Origin of the sequence: Shewanella sp. TC10 (genome assembly GCF_009663145.1) — a bacterium.
GTDB lineage: Bacteria > Pseudomonadota > Gammaproteobacteria > Enterobacterales > Shewanellaceae > Shewanella.
Map to the genome: position 1 here is coordinate 1 of NZ_VKHR01000087.1, position 13,626 is coordinate 13,626.

11 protein-coding genes and 1 pseudogene are annotated in these 13,626 nt (G+C 42.7%); 5 read left to right on the forward strand and 7 right to left on the reverse strand.

The window, feature by feature from the left end:
* Positions 1-80: 80 nt before the first annotated feature.
* Positions 81-749: pseudogene (gene ftsX, locus FNZ24_RS20395) on the forward strand (permease-like cell division protein FtsX); the annotation flags it as partial.
* Positions 750-1,002: 253 nt separating this feature from the next.
* Positions 1,003-1,866, forward strand: a complete 864-nt coding sequence (rpoH, locus tag FNZ24_RS20400) for an RNA polymerase sigma factor RpoH (RefSeq protein ID WP_102526739.1) — start codon at positions 1,003-1,005, stop codon at positions 1,864-1,866.
* 106 nt (positions 1,867-1,972) lie between these two features.
* Here rpoH and FNZ24_RS20405 read toward each other — a convergent pair whose 3' ends face one another.
* The 5 genes from FNZ24_RS20405 to FNZ24_RS20425 form a co-directional block, all read right to left on the reverse strand.
* The gene (locus tag FNZ24_RS20405) at positions 1,973-3,703 is read right to left on the reverse strand and encodes an AMP-binding protein (RefSeq protein WP_153916634.1); all 1,731 of its coding nucleotides are present in this window, start codon (positions 3,701-3,703) and stop codon (positions 1,973-1,975) included.
* A gap of 34 nt (positions 3,704-3,737) precedes the next feature.
* The gene (gene menC, locus FNZ24_RS20410) at positions 3,738-4,844 is read right to left on the reverse strand and encodes an o-succinylbenzoate synthase (RefSeq protein WP_153916635.1); all 1,107 of its coding nucleotides are present in this window, start codon (positions 4,842-4,844) and stop codon (positions 3,738-3,740) included.
* A 53-nt stretch (positions 4,845-4,897) separates the two neighbouring features.
* Positions 4,898-5,668 (reverse strand): 2-succinyl-6-hydroxy-2,4-cyclohexadiene-1-carboxylate synthase, encoded by a 771-nt coding sequence (gene menH / locus FNZ24_RS20415; protein WP_153916636.1) that lies wholly within the window; start codon positions 5,666-5,668, stop codon positions 4,898-4,900.
* Positions 5,668-7,398 carry a 2-succinyl-5-enolpyruvyl-6-hydroxy-3-cyclohexene-1-carboxylic-acid synthase gene (gene menD, locus FNZ24_RS20420; RefSeq protein ID WP_153916637.1) on the reverse strand — a complete coding sequence of 577 codons (1,731 nt, stop codon included), beginning with the start codon at positions 7,396-7,398 and terminating at the stop codon, positions 5,668-5,670. Before menD ends, menH begins: the two co-directional genes overlap by 1 nt.
* Positions 7,399-7,599: 201 nt before the next feature.
* Positions 7,600-8,028 carry an Lrp/AsnC family transcriptional regulator gene (locus FNZ24_RS20425; protein WP_153916638.1) on the reverse strand — a complete coding sequence of 143 codons (429 nt, stop codon included), beginning with the start codon at positions 8,026-8,028 and terminating at the stop codon, positions 7,600-7,602.
* A gap of 160 nt (positions 8,029-8,188) precedes the next feature.
* Between FNZ24_RS20425 and yjeH the strand changes: the two genes are divergently transcribed.
* Positions 8,189-9,457, forward strand: a complete 1,269-nt coding sequence (yjeH, locus tag FNZ24_RS20430; RefSeq protein ID WP_153916639.1) for an L-methionine/branched-chain amino acid transporter — start codon at positions 8,189-8,191, stop codon at positions 9,455-9,457.
* A gap of 108 nt (positions 9,458-9,565) precedes the next feature.
* On the opposite strand, the gene FNZ24_RS20435 is transcribed toward yjeH, so the two are convergent.
* On the reverse strand, positions 9,566-10,015 hold the full coding sequence (locus FNZ24_RS20435; protein ID WP_153916640.1) for a TerB family tellurite resistance protein: 450 nt from the start codon (positions 10,013-10,015) through the stop codon (positions 9,566-9,568).
* A gap of 140 nt (positions 10,016-10,155) precedes the next feature.
* Positions 10,156-10,686 (reverse strand): DUF2780 domain-containing protein, encoded by a 531-nt coding sequence (locus tag FNZ24_RS20440; RefSeq protein ID WP_153916641.1) that lies wholly within the window; start codon positions 10,684-10,686, stop codon positions 10,156-10,158.
* Between the two features lie 195 nt (positions 10,687-10,881).
* Between FNZ24_RS20440 and FNZ24_RS20445 the strand changes: the two genes are divergently transcribed.
* Both FNZ24_RS20445 and FNZ24_RS20450 read left to right on the forward strand, forming a co-directional pair.
* The gene (locus FNZ24_RS20445; protein ID WP_153916642.1) at positions 10,882-11,613 is read left to right on the forward strand and encodes a hypothetical protein; all 732 of its coding nucleotides are present in this window, start codon (positions 10,882-10,884) and stop codon (positions 11,611-11,613) included.
* 35 nt (positions 11,614-11,648) lie between these two features.
* Positions 11,649-13,052 carry a tetratricopeptide repeat protein gene (locus FNZ24_RS20450; RefSeq protein ID WP_153916643.1) on the forward strand — a complete coding sequence of 468 codons (1,404 nt, stop codon included), beginning with the start codon at positions 11,649-11,651 and terminating at the stop codon, positions 13,050-13,052.
* The last annotated feature ends 574 nt before the right edge of the window (positions 13,053-13,626 follow it).

The window sequence follows — 13,626 nt, forward strand, 5'->3', positions numbered from 1 at the left end:
ATGTAATGCACCACATCCACTTCGGCGTAAACATTAATCCGTGAAATCAGACTTTGTATTGATTGTTCACTGCGGCCTTCATTAATGTTTACGCCGAAGTGGATGTGGTGCATTACATCAATCGGGATCAAGCCCTAGAAGAATTCCAACGTCTTTCAGGTTTTGGTGAAGCACTATCTTATTTAGACAGTAACCCTTTACCTGCAGTGGTTGTCGTGACCCCTTTAGAGCGTCATTCCAGCCCTGAAGGTGCGAGGCAATTACTTGAAAAGCTTGAGCGTGAACCGGAAGTGAGTTTTGGTCGTTTAGACATTGAATGGCTAGAGCGGCTGCAAGCCATGGTGAGATTGATTGAACGCACGGTACTGGCGATTGCTGCGTTATTAGTATTGGCGGTTGTTTTAGTGATTGGCAACACCATTCGATTAGCGATTATGAATCGCCGCACCGAAATCGAAGTAATGAAGCTCGTCGGTGCAACTGAAGCCTTTATTCAAAGGCCCTTCCTTTACACAGGCATTTGGTATGGGGTGATTGGCGGCGTGCTCGCTTGGATCATCATTAACCTTCTTGTCTGGTATCTCGACTCAGCTCTCGCTGAACTGCTTGGCTTATATGGCAGTCAACTTCAAATTCAGGCATTAAGTATGGCAGAGTTAGTTAAGTTGGTATTACTGGCGTCATTTTTAGGCTGGTTAGGTTCATATTTGTCGGTGAGACAGCATCTACGCGCAATTGAACCTTCTTAATATTACTGTCGTACTATTATGGGAATATGTGGTGTCCAAGTGTGCTGGTAAGATTATTTTGGACTAAAAATGAACATTTGTTCACTTGCAATTGCTTTGTATTCAGCAGAGTATAATTCAGCGCGCATTTTGTGTGCATCCTTGTGTTGAACCACTGTTGACATATGTTGTCCGATAATAGATAGTTCACCACTTAACTTAAAATATTTTAAGTTATATAAGTGTTAAAAACGCAGTAATAGTAGGAGCTTTAATGGCCTTTCAATCGCAATCTATGTCACTCACTGTCCCTAGAGGAAGTAGCAGCTTAGAAGCTTATATGCAATCAGTCACAGGCATCGAGATGCTTGGGGCAGATGAAGAGCAGGAGCTTGCAAAACGCTTGCAAGAAACTGGCGATCTACATGCTGCAAAAAAACTGATTATGTCTCACTTGCGCTTTGTTGTGCATGTGGCGAAAGGTTATTCTGGATACGGCTTGCCGCAAGCAGACCTTATTCAAGAAGGTAACATCGGTTTGATGAAGGCGGTAAAACGTTTTGATCCTGGTGTTGGTGTTCGCTTGGTGTCTTTTGCTGTGCATTGGATTAAAGCTGAAATTCATGAATACGTTCTTAAAAACTGGCGTATTGTGAAAGTTGCAACCACTAAAGCGCAACGTAAATTATTCTTCAATATTCGTAAAACTAAAAAGCGTTTAGGCTGGTTTAGCGATGAAGAAGTCGGCATGGTAGCAGAGAATTTAGGGGTGTCTAAAAAAGACGTCACCGAAATGGAGTCGCGTATGGCGGCGCAAGATCCTGCATTTGATTTAGCCAGCGACAATGACGATGACAGCAGTGTCGATTTTGCACCTGTTCATTACTTAGAAGATCATTCTTCAGATGTAGCGGTTGAAGTTGAGAACGAAAATTGGGAATCTGATTCTCAAGCACGTTTATTCTCAGCAATCAAAACACTAGACGAGCGTAGCCAGCATATTTTGCGCGCCCGCTGGTTAGACGATGATAAAACGACATTGCAAGAGTTAGCCTCAACATATCAAGTGTCTGCAGAACGTATTAGACAGCTTGAGAAGAATGCAATGAACAAGCTTAAGTCTTGTATGGAAATCTAGTTCTATTCGTTTTCACCTGAAACGAAACCATTAAAACCTGCTACGGCAGGTTTTTTTATGGCTGAAATTTGTGGCTGGTGCCTATGGTTTTAGCTTTAGCTAGGGCTTATGACTTAGCTATTCGTTGTTTAACTGCAGCAATAATGGCTTTGCGAGGAATTTTTAGCCCTGTGGTCACTACGTCATTAGGCCAGGTGTAGTAATGGCGCGGGCGTTTAAAGCGAGCAATCTTTGTTAGCACCAATGCTTCTATGGCGTTAATTTTAGCTGCGCTGATTGTCGTCACCCTATTTTCTGAGGTTTGAGTCTCTGTGGTTTGAGCATCTGTGGTTTTAGCCTCTGAATCTTCACTCTCTGAATCTTCACTTACTAGTTTAGTCGTTTCTATATCGCTAGTGGCTGGGCTGTTTAGTTGTTCACTAGCTTTAAGTTGGATAATCGCAGCTGGTAATAAGCTAAATTTGAGATCTTCTTGTGCAAACACAATGGCATTTTCGACCGATGGGTACGCCTTGATTGCAGCTTCGATTTCTTCAGGATGGATATTCTCACCGCCACAAATAAACATATTATCAGCACGGCCAAGTAAGTGAAGATTGCCATCGACGTCGAGTTCGCCTAAATCTTGGGTGTTGAACCAGCCTTGTTCATCCGTTGGTTTTGACAGCGATAGTAATTTATTTGATTCTGAGCTTTCTTCATTCAAGCCATTCGCTAAATAGCCCAAAAATAAACACTCACCTTTTACCCAAATTGCACTGTCACGAATAGTTAGTTGTCGATTGGCAAGCGGTTTACCTAAATGCCCTTGAGGGTTAATCAATGCTGTGGTGATTTGCGAACTCATCTCAGACATACCGTAACTGCAATAAGCATTAATATGCCTATCAGCGAGCGCTGAGACTAAATGAGGCTCAATAGCGCCGCCACCTAACAAGAGTGCTTTTACTCTATCTAAAGCCTGTGGATGTTGGGCTAAAATCTCAGTTAATTGAGCTGCCACTAACGATACATGGCTAACCTCTGCATCAGTAATCTGTTGCCATAAAGCTTGCTTGCTACTTAATACCACAGCTGCACCAGCCAATGCGCAGCGGTTAATAATGGCTAAGCCTCCGATATGAAATAGCGGCAAGGATAATAGCCAGCTGTCATTTAGCGTTAGCGGAATATTTTTGGCTGAACCTGATGCACTAGCAATATGATTTGCTAAGCAATGCACTACGCCTTTAGGGCGGCCACTTGAACCTGAAGTGAGAATAATATTCAGTGGTTTATCAGCATCTACAGTTGGCTTGCTGGTGGTGTGTTTGTCGTTATAAGACTTATTAGTTAGCTCGTGAGTTAACGTAACTGCTAGCTCAAGTTTAAGCTGGGTAATACCCGCTAATTCAGGCTCAGCGATTTTGTGAGTGGAATTATCACTAGTGACTTCAGCATTGATGGTTTCAAACCAAAAGTAGTCGATTTCAAATCGCTGACATAATTCAGCGACTTGAGATATGGGAAAACGAGGAGATATGGGTAAAAAGATAGCGCCGATATCAACACATGCCCAATATAGGCAAATCATTTCAAGGTTATTGCTGCTGATACAAGCGATGCGACTGTCTCGGCTAACTCCCTGAGCTTGTAGCGACTCAACGAGGTTTGAGACGATTTGGCTCAGTTGCAAATAACTAATACTGATAGTGCCATGACTTGCTGCATGATGAATAACTGTATTATTGGCAGTTTCATGGTGATTGAGCCAAGCATAATGACGGCTATTTTTTGGTAACTGAATAGCCGTCGCTTCAGGTGAATTTAAAGCTGTTTGGTGCAGCGGAGAAATCATCACAACCCTTTATTTAGCGGTATCAAACTTGAATTTACGAGTCACAAGTATAGTGACTAATTAACTGGGTTACCTGCGGATTTAATTGATTGTTTGCTTCTATTAACGGTTCTGAAAAACTGGCTAATGTATCAAGTCCTGGGATCTCATCAGGGGTTAACACCGCAGCTAACGTCGCTAAATCCTTGATACCTGAATTGGCCTCTAAACTTGAACTTAATATGCAGCGAACGCCGTTTTCTGTAGCAGCTTCAATCAGCTGAGCGAGTTTGTTGGTATGGCCGATAATCATTGGCTTGAGTACTAACGCAGCCAAGCCATCAAGCATTGCAAATTGGTAGTTGGCATCATTTAGGGTTTCATCGAGCGCGAAAGGAATTTTCAGTGCTTGATATACATGTAAGGTTTGCTCGATGGTGTTGCAAGGTTCTTCAATGTATTCAATGCTCGCCTTTGGCAAACATGCTAGAAACTCGATCGCTTGCTCAGCACTAAAACCTTGGTTGGCATCTAGGCGTAATTTGAGTTTTGGATTGATGGCCAATATTTGATGTATAAATCGAATTTCTTGCTCAATTTCTGCTTGAGCTACTTTAACTTTTATCGCATACGTTCGCTGTGGTAGTGCATTGATCTTTGCTGTTAATGCTTCATTAGTCATCTCACCTTGGTAGTAAAATAAGCCAATTTTACGATCATCCACATGAGCATATTGAAATGCAGGGCTGAACTTAAGTGCTAATAAACTGAGTCCAAATGCTGCTGAGGGTAAGTCTATTTTCTCAGCTAATGTGACTAATTCAGTTAATGGTTTGCTGATTAACTGAGGTAAATCATGTTCAAGGGAACTGATAACTTGCTCAAGGGTTTCTTTGCTAAAGCCAATCAGAGTTTCACCTTCAATATCTTGGCCTGACAGTGGACTGATTTCTACGCGCTCACTTCTGCCATCGTCTAATGTGGCACTGACGGTGATACCAAAGCGCTGATCTATTCGCTGAGTTGCCACAGGTAAGGTCGGTGCTAATGGGATTTGGTAACGGTGAAGTGTAAGCTCACTGATGACGGCAGGTTTTGTCTGTTCAGAACTTGAGTGCTGATTTGATTCAAGCTCGTGAGAAGAGTGGTCATCAGTGTGCATGAAGCGTTCGTCCTTTTATATCGAGTATCGACTGCTTAACGCTTGGCTAGCAGTTATGGATAAAGCAGCTGTATTACCCTCGCTGCGAACATCTGTGGTTGGGCTTTATGGGTATTATGGCCACTATTTGGAATAGTGATGACAGATAATTCGAGTTTCTGTTGCCATTTTTCAGCCAACTTAGAAAACTTACTGTCCTGTTCACCCACCAACAAGTATGTCGGGCAGTGTAATTGTTTCAGTACTTTTTGGCCATTATCTTGTAAACCAAGCGAAGTACTCTGAAAACAATGCAACAAGGCTTGAGGGTTATTTTTACTGCGAATATTAACCAGTTGCTCGCGAGACGCGTCATCTAATTCAGCAAATACTGGTTGCTGGTACCATTGGTTTAAAAATGACTTGATCGGTTGGTTAGCGAGTTTATCAGCCCACTTTTGATCGTGTTTCAGCCTTGCTTGCTTGTCTCGGGTAGAGCATAAACCTAAGTGTGCGGACTCTAGCATCAGGCTCAAAAGCGCTTCAGGGTGGAATTTTGCAATGTGCAGCGCCACGCGCCCGCCCAAAGAGTAGCCCAACAAATGAAATTGTGGGTAACCTAGGTGAGCCACTTTAGAGGTGATAATTTCTGCGAGCGTTTCAAACCCAGGGGTTGGCAAAATTTGTTCATTCTCGCCATGCCCAGGCAAATCAATACAAATACAATGAAAATACTGACTTAAAATTGGCAAACTCGCCTGCCAATCTTCTTTAGAACCTAAAAAACCATGTAATAAAACCAGTGCTGGTAAAGCTGTGTCACCGTAACGTTTAATGGTTGGCATTAGTGTTGTTTCACCCATTGTGCAATGAGCTTTATTTGATCGCTTGCTTGATTCGGGCTGACATTCACTTCAATCACAGAAGTACCTGCAAAGGCCATCGCATCGGCATAAGCTTCATCAAAGCTCGCTAAACAGTCCACTTGGTTATACGGTAAGCCAAACATAGCTGCAGCATAGCCAAACTCCAGTCCGTGACTTAAGCGGTAATATTCGTCTCTTACAGCTTCATTAGGCACAGGTAACAAGTTGAAAATATTGCCACCATCATTATTCAAAATCACAATCACAAAGGGACTGTTCACTTGTTTTGTGATGGCTAACGAATTGAGGTCATGCAAGCTTGATATATCGCCAATAAGAAGGGTGCTTGGCTGTTTAGTGGCTAGCGCCATACCGCCTGCCGTTGCGATTAATCCATCAATACCTGATGCGCCGCGATTAGTATAAATATTGGGAGATTCGCAAGTGATAGGAGAATACATATCGTATAAGCGAACAGGTAAGCTGTTGCCAATAAACCATTGGTGCTGTGATGTTTGGGCTTTCGCTATCTGGCGAACAACTTGTGGTTCACCAAAGCTACTTTGATCAATATGCTGAGTCAGCAAAGCTTCTAATTGTTGATTCATTTCAATTAAAGGCAGGGCCCAATTGGCATCTGATGAACGTGGCCATTTTGCACTGCACATTGCCGATACACTGGCTTGCCAAATTCGCTTAGCTTGATGATTAGGGTCAAGGCGCTGTTGTATTGGGAGCACTTGCCAGTAACTGTGCCATTGCTGCTTGGCAATAAAGCTGATTAATCTTTTAGAAATAAAGCGGCCACCAAACACTAAAACTCGATCGGCTTGTTCAACAAATTTAGCCGCTTTGGGGTTGAGTAAAAGCTGATCTATATGACCAATTACACTGGGATGCTGTCTAAGTTGAGATTGAGCATCAACGATAATCGGCCAGCCAAGTTTTTGGGCGAGCTCAATGATTTGCTGTGGGTTATCCTGAGGGGATAATGTGCCCACCACGACAACACCTTTACCATGAACAAAGCGCATCATGGTGTCTTCAGTCGGCAAGTTACATGCACAGACGTGACCGTAGTCAGTATAAGGGAAGTGATGCTCTAGCCAGTCAGCAATAGGAGTGACATAACCTGATAAAGCAGATGTTGCGAGCTGAGATAAAGTTTCTAATTCCGTTGGGTACAATGGCTCACGATACATACAGTTAAAATGCACAGGCTGAGTTTGATTGCTGACTACTTCATCTATCGTAGTTAATAACGTATTAGGGCTAATGGCGATATCGGGTGTCGGCAGATTTACTTGTTTAGCGTAATCGGCAAAAATTGCTGGCTGAATGATCGCCTGATTAGCACCGCAGCCAATGAGTTCAGGTGGTCTATCACCACTTAATACAATTAACGGTACTTGAGTGAGCCATGCTTCAACAATGGCTGGATATAGATTCGCTACTGCTGTGCCTGAAGTCGTCACGATGGCAACTGGGCTGTTACTGGCTTTGGCAAGTCCAAGTGCCATAAAGCCTAAACCACGCTCATCAAAATGCAGGTGACGTTCAAGTTTATCTTGTGCGGCGGCTGCGAGCGTTAGTGGCGTAGAGCGAGAACCTGGCGCCATGCAAACGTGTTTAACACCAAGCCGCGCAAGCTCTTCAAGGATTAAGGCACCCCAGAGTAAATTGATGTCGGAAGTTGACTGTGTTTGCATAGTTATAAATACCCAATTAAAAATTTGATGTTGAAACAGATTGTATGAACAGGTCGTATTAACTGATTGTATTAACAGATCGTATGAACCTGTTGTGCAGTCTCAGCAAGTGCTGCAAACTACCTCTTATCTTAGTCGTATTTCTGTATATATTTGGCTATTTTCATCAGTATAACCAACTAATTAATTCGAAAATGTGCGTTACGCTTGATTGTTAATCCATTCACTCATTACCACGTGGGTTTTAATTTTAATGATGTCAGCTTGTGCATCAATAAACTCACGGATCTCGTGTAGCCTCTTCATTGAAGGAGCGTTAACGTACACCAATAAATCCATTTCACCGGTAATACCTTGGCAGGTAATCACTTCAGGGATCGCATGGAAAACGTGGACAACATCTGCGCAGCTGGCGCGTTCATGCTGAATTTCAAAATAAGCGGAGACGCCTTCTTTTTGCGACTCACTTAATAGTACTTGGTAGCCTCGAATAATCCCTGATTGCTCGAGTTTTTTGATCCGTTCAGTCACTGCACTACGTGATAAACTGACAGCTTCAGCAATATGCGAAATGCTTTGGCGAGCATTTGCGCGTAATGCAGTAATGATGAGTTGATCAAATTTGTCCATGTTATAACTCGCTTAATGTTTACTGACCGTCATATTGTGGGTAAATGTTACTTATACCGTCAAAGTGTCGGTTTTATAAGTGATCTTGTAGGGCGTTTACGGCAGTTTGTTTATCAAATTCACTTTATAATTCTTGCAAACTTCACCATAGAATAAGCCAATGAATCAAATTACAGGAACGATAGGGCGCTGGCAAGGTGCAGGCTTGATGGCCACCACTTTGTTGGGAACAGGCGTATTTATTCTGCCGCAAATGACCATTGCAGTGGCAAATAGTGGTGCTTTATTGGCGTGGGCAATTTTAACTGTCGCCATTTTGCCTGTGGCAGTGGTGTTTGGTTTATTAGCTAGTCGCTTTCCTCACGCCGCTGGGCCAGCTTTTTTCATTGAAAAAGCTTTTGGCACAACAGCAGGCAGAACCATTGGGCTGATATTTTTATTCGTTATTCCGATAGGTGCGCCAGCGGCAATTTTAATGACTTTCCAATTTATGGACGCGTTGGTGTCTATCACGGGCTGGGGGCAGCTTGCTGCAGAACTGGCTATCGTGCTGGTGCTATTAGTTTTAAATTATCGCGGCATTCAAGTGTCGGCCAAGCTGCAATTTGCGCTGACCTTAGCCATTGTTGCTGTGGTTGCGGTGTTATTTGGCGCTAGTGGTACAAATGTCAGTGAAGTTGAATCTTTAGCAAGCTTAGCGACCCCAGAAATGTCTACAGTGATGTTAGCCATGGGGATCGGTTTTTGGAGCTTTTTGGGTATTGAAGCCATGACCCACTTAGCGAATGACTTTAAAAATCCTAAAAAAGACATGTTGCCTGCGATGATGATGGGCACTGTACTGGTGGGAATTATTTATCTGATTTGTACTTTGCTATTACTACTGGTGCCTAGCGACAAAGCGGGTCTTGCTATGATCCATACCTTTGATGGGCTATTGGGCGATATGGTTTGGCAGGGAATGGGCGCACAAGTCATTGGTATCTTAGGTATCGCTAGCGGACTGGCGACAGTGAATGTCTATTGCGCTAGTGCGGCCCGATTATTGTGGAGTTTCAGTAAAGAAGGTGTATTACCAAGTTACTTTAGCCAACTAAATCAATTCGGGGTACCACTTCGCGCACTCGTGACGATTTTGATTACTATGGCCGTAGTCATTACGCTCACTTTTATTACGGAGCAAAAACTTGAGGATTTAATTGCCTGGAGTAACGGCGTATTTGTGATTATCTATTTGCTCACCATGTTGTCAGCTGCCAAATTGCTCAGCAAACGTTATTTACCTTTGATTATAGGCGGCTGTTTATTTTGCATTGGAGTGGGTATCGCACTGGCAGAAAACATGTTGTATTCGTTTATTTTAGTGCTGGTGGTCGCGCCATTTATGTATTGGCAAAAACAACATCAAACGCGTAAGCAAGCTGCGTAATTTATGCTGCATTTTAATTAACATGCAGCAAAAATGATAAAAGCGCGACTCTGTTACTAGAGCCGCGCTTTTTATTTGGATGTCGTTTGGATTGAAGCTATAAAGGGCTTAACGTTCTTCCATGGCGATATTGCGCATTTGAATCACTTCACTGTGTTTTAAGTACAGTAAATCAGCGGTGCGGCGAATAATTTGGTCTTCATTGCGGCATAATTTGCCATCTGAATAGGCAAGTTTCCACATACACAATAAGAGCTTTTGCTTTTGCTCAATGGAACACTGAGCATTAATTTCAGCAGTAAACTCAAATAATGAAATAGAGTTGCCCTGAACTAACTTAGCCTCGTCAATTAATACATTGGCTTCTGCTGCACTGATATTCAAGTTGCCACTTATCATATCTGGCAACATCGCTACTTCTTCCTCGTCTAGGGTTTCATCGGCATACATGACTTCAAGCAGTAAACTCACCGCCGCAAGTTTCAGCTGCTGTGCTTGATCTTCGGGAGTGGTTGCCTGAGCGTGCGACTGTAAAAACTGTTTTAACTTCGCGATCATAATGCCTCCTAAAACGACTGCAAATTCACTGCAGCAATAGCGAGTGTTGAAAATGTAGATTAGATTAAGCTTAACAGAGACAATAATGCCGAGCGAATGGCTCGGCATTAATTAAAATTAATCCTCTATCGGCATCACGCTTAAAGCAGTGAGCTAAGGCCTTTTGTTAACAAATCAACTGTGCCTTCAGTACCATTGGTTTCTAAGTAAGATTTAGCGATATCAACCATTGGAGCAACGTATTCTTTTTTAATGCCTAACTCTTCAAACGCATCATATACCATAGCTGCGCCTTCAAAAGATTTACCTAAATCACCAGCTTGAGATAAAAGGCCTGACATACCGTCATCTGAAGACAAAGCAGGAACAGCAGATAAAAGAGCATCAGCACCTGGAATACTGTTTGATAGCTGGCTGAAGTCAGAGTCGCCTAAGTTAGACTGTGCAAGGCTTAGCAAGGAACCTAAGCCACCTTCAGCTTGATCTTTACTCAGACCAAGTTGTGACATCACATTGCCAACTAAATCAGCAGATTGTGCGTCAGCGGTAGTCTCCACTTTTTCTACTTTCTTTTCTTCAGTACCAAAAACACTGTCTAACCAACCTGCCTGTGCTGGAGAAGTAACTGCAAACATCGCGACTAAAAGACTTACTGCTGGGCTTAATTTCATCGTGGCCATCCTATGATTCATGTTGAATGATTAAAGGTTAGTTTTCGTGATCCTGTGACCATTTTAACGTTATTCACAAAAATGTGACAAATGATTTAGCTAACTTTACTCTACAACAATATCAATTGTGCAAAAACAGCGTTTTTTCGGTATCCTTAGCAGCATATTTGTCTTATTTAGATTATTGGAAATCCCATGTCATTGTCTGCAATTTTGACTGAAGCATATAATTTCTTTCGTAACCACGTGGCGCAGCTTGCATCACTTACTGTGCCATTACTATTAATACAGGTCATGATCCAAGTATGGCTTGGTAGTGAGCTGGCAGCACAAGCTGAAGTTGAGGTACCACAATTTGGTGCTATCCACGGCGCCGCTATGATGGTGCTATTACTCATCTTCTCGTTGCTAATCGCAGCGTTAACTCTATATCTGGAAGTTCGTTCACGCGGACACGAAGTCACCCCAGGTTTAGTACTGAAAAACAGCTTTACCTTTGTGCCGCCACTTTTACTTGCAGGGGTGTTCTCTGGTTTAGCTATTTTAGCGCCAGTGATGTTATTCGCAGTATTTGGACCATTTTGGATTATTGGTTTAAGTATCAGTTTTTATCTGTTCGCACGTCTTGCCTACGTTAACTTTATGGTCATTGTTGAGCGTGTATCACCATTAGAAGCCATTAAAAGTAGCTTTAAGTTTTCGTCACCAATCGTATTGAAAACAATGATGATTTTGATGCTATATCTACCGCTTTCAATGGTCGGTGGCATCGTTTTGCAGTTAACTGAGTTCGGTGGATTCCCGCTACGAGTTATTATTGATACCTTGTTCGCATTTTTAGGACTATTCGTTAACGTTGCGCTATTTAGATTGTATATGGTTAACCGTAATACCGATGAAAGTGAATCTGATACCACTGAAATCTAACTGAATAGTGAACGACAGCAGAGGAGTAACCGCCAGTGTTAAATGATATTGAGTTTATTGGCGGCTTCTCAGCTGAAATTGTGGATGATTACACCAAAGCAAAGAGTTATGTCAGGGATATTCCCACCCAAGCTTTGGTGTTTGTTCGCAGCTTTACCCATCAAGTCACTTCGTTATTAGCTGAAAAACATTCAGTTAAGTTTAATGGCCCAAACCTATATGACCGCATCGAGCAGTTAAATCGCATGCGTTATATTGATGTGCCTACCACTCGTGCATTGCATCGATTGCGTAGTGACGGTAATCGCGGCGCCCATCCTGAAAAATATCATTTAACCCAAGAACAATTAGTCTCGTTGGCCGAAAAGACTATCAAAAATATCTTGTCGTTAATTACTTTGCTTTACCCTAAAGTGCATCGTAAAAAAGCCCCTGAATTCCAGTTTGAAGCATTTGATTCATTCGTAGGCCGCGAACTTTGCTATCAAGCAGTAATGCACAATGACCACCAAGCCCAGTATCTTGTAGGGATGTCATTAAAGTCCAAAGCCTTGATGCAACAAGAACAAGAGCAATCTCTTGAGCAAGATGCTGCGGAGCATGCCGAATCTGAAAGCACTTTTAAACAGGCTGCTAATTGGTTTGAACTGGCATCAGATAAACATCAGCAAGCCTTGTTTGAACATGGAGTGGCATTACTTCATGGTTATAACGGCAGCAAAAATGAGCTGGCAGGTGAGTTAGCCATTGAACGAGCTGCAAAAGCTGATGTGATAGAAGCTAAAGCCTTATTAGGCTTTTTCTATTTGGTTGGCAGCGAAAACTTCAGTGTTGATTTAACCATTGCGGCAAACTGGTTAGAACAAGCAGCAATGGCTGAAAACACTGAAGCCATGTCAAATCTGGGCGTGCTGTATTATCAGCAGCAGCAACTTGATAAAGCATTTGAGTGGATTAATAAAGCGGCACAGGCAGGCTACCCTCATGCCCAGTATCACTTAGCCTTAATGTTATTTAATGGCGAAGGCTGTGAAGCAAACCCTAATACCAGTGAACATTGGTTAGCAGAAGCGGCAGAGCAAGGACAATTAGATGCCATGTTTACCCGTGCCCAGCACATGTTAAATGATGATTCAGGTATAGGCGCTGATGTGTGTTTAGCTGAGCGCTACTTACGTGATGTCATTAATTACGGCCGCAGTGTACCCGCAATGATAGAGCTCAGTGTTGCACTGGCAGACGGCGTATTTAAACGTATCGATGTGGTGGAGTCAGCGTCACTGCTTAAACTTGCAAAACAATATGCAAATGATGAACAAGCAGAAATCATCGAGCCAATTTGGCAATCGCTGCAGATACAGATTGATAATGTGATTGCACTAAAACCCAGTGATGAAGAGCTTAAATCTTTAATTCATGCACAAGGGATCTTAGCTTAATTTTACTTTTGGGTTAGTTCATTTCTTTTTTTAAAGCAGATCAAAGTCGTGGCGCTTCGCCCACACCAGACCAAAAGGGAGTGAACGGCAACTCCCTCTTGGAACTCCCACCCGCTCCATTGAAGTGTAATTTCCTCAGTCTTATAAGTGAGTTTACTAACGCCTCAGATTCGCCATCCCTGGCTCAACTGAGGCTATCTCGACATCCATGTCGAGCTTATGCAAATTCACTCAACGCCTTCGGACACTTCAAACGGAGAATCATTAGCCTGCTAGCTCATTGGTCTGGATACTCCTATATATAGAGTTCATCAAGAAAATTGCGTGATTCCAGAAATGGCCCTTCTCGCACATTCTGATGTGCTTAATGATGTGGTCAAGTAAAGGTGTTTAGTACATCAATCCTGCACTTAAGATTCTGGCGAGCTTTGGATGGGAGGGCGCCCCCGTTGGAAGCGTGAGTGATTTTCGATAGTGGAGTAAGAGCATACCCAATGTGGTATCAGTCTAGATAAATCTGCGTGATAAAAAAACACCGCCATTTGGCGGTGTTTTATTTRCTSACGCAGATTTA

What these genes read in the sequence shown, in the direction of transcription:
- FNZ24_RS20440 (WP_153916641.1), bottom strand. Translation starts at nt 10,686, where the DNA reads ATGAAATTAAGCCCAGCAGTAAGTCTTTTAGTCGCGATGTTTGCAGTT.
- menC (WP_153916635.1), bottom strand. Translation starts at nt 4,844, where the DNA reads ATGCACACTGATGACCACTCTTCTCACGAGCTTGAATCAAATCAGCAC.
- menD (WP_153916637.1), bottom strand. Translation starts at nt 7,398, where the DNA reads ATGCAAACACAGTCAACTTCCGACATCAATTTACTCTGGGGTGCCTTA.
- rpoH (WP_102526739.1), top strand. Translation starts at nt 1,003, where the DNA reads ATGGCCTTTCAATCGCAATCTATGTCACTCACTGTCCCTAGAGGAAGT.
- yjeH (WP_153916639.1), top strand. Translation starts at nt 8,189, where the DNA reads ATGAATCAAATTACAGGAACGATAGGGCGCTGGCAAGGTGCAGGCTTG.
- FNZ24_RS20425 (WP_153916638.1), bottom strand. Translation starts at nt 8,028, where the DNA reads ATGGACAAATTTGATCAACTCATCATTACTGCATTACGCGCAAATGCT.
- FNZ24_RS20445 (WP_153916642.1), top strand. Translation starts at nt 10,882, where the DNA reads ATGTCATTGTCTGCAATTTTGACTGAAGCATATAATTTCTTTCGTAAC.
- FNZ24_RS20405 (WP_153916634.1), bottom strand. Translation starts at nt 3,703, where the DNA reads ATGATTTCTCCGCTGCACCAAACAGCTTTAAATTCACCTGAAGCGACG.
- menH (WP_153916636.1), bottom strand. Translation starts at nt 5,668, where the DNA reads ATGCCAACCATTAAACGTTACGGTGACACAGCTTTACCAGCACTGGTT.
- FNZ24_RS20435 (WP_153916640.1), bottom strand. Translation starts at nt 10,015, where the DNA reads ATGATCGCGAAGTTAAAACAGTTTTTACAGTCGCACGCTCAGGCAACC.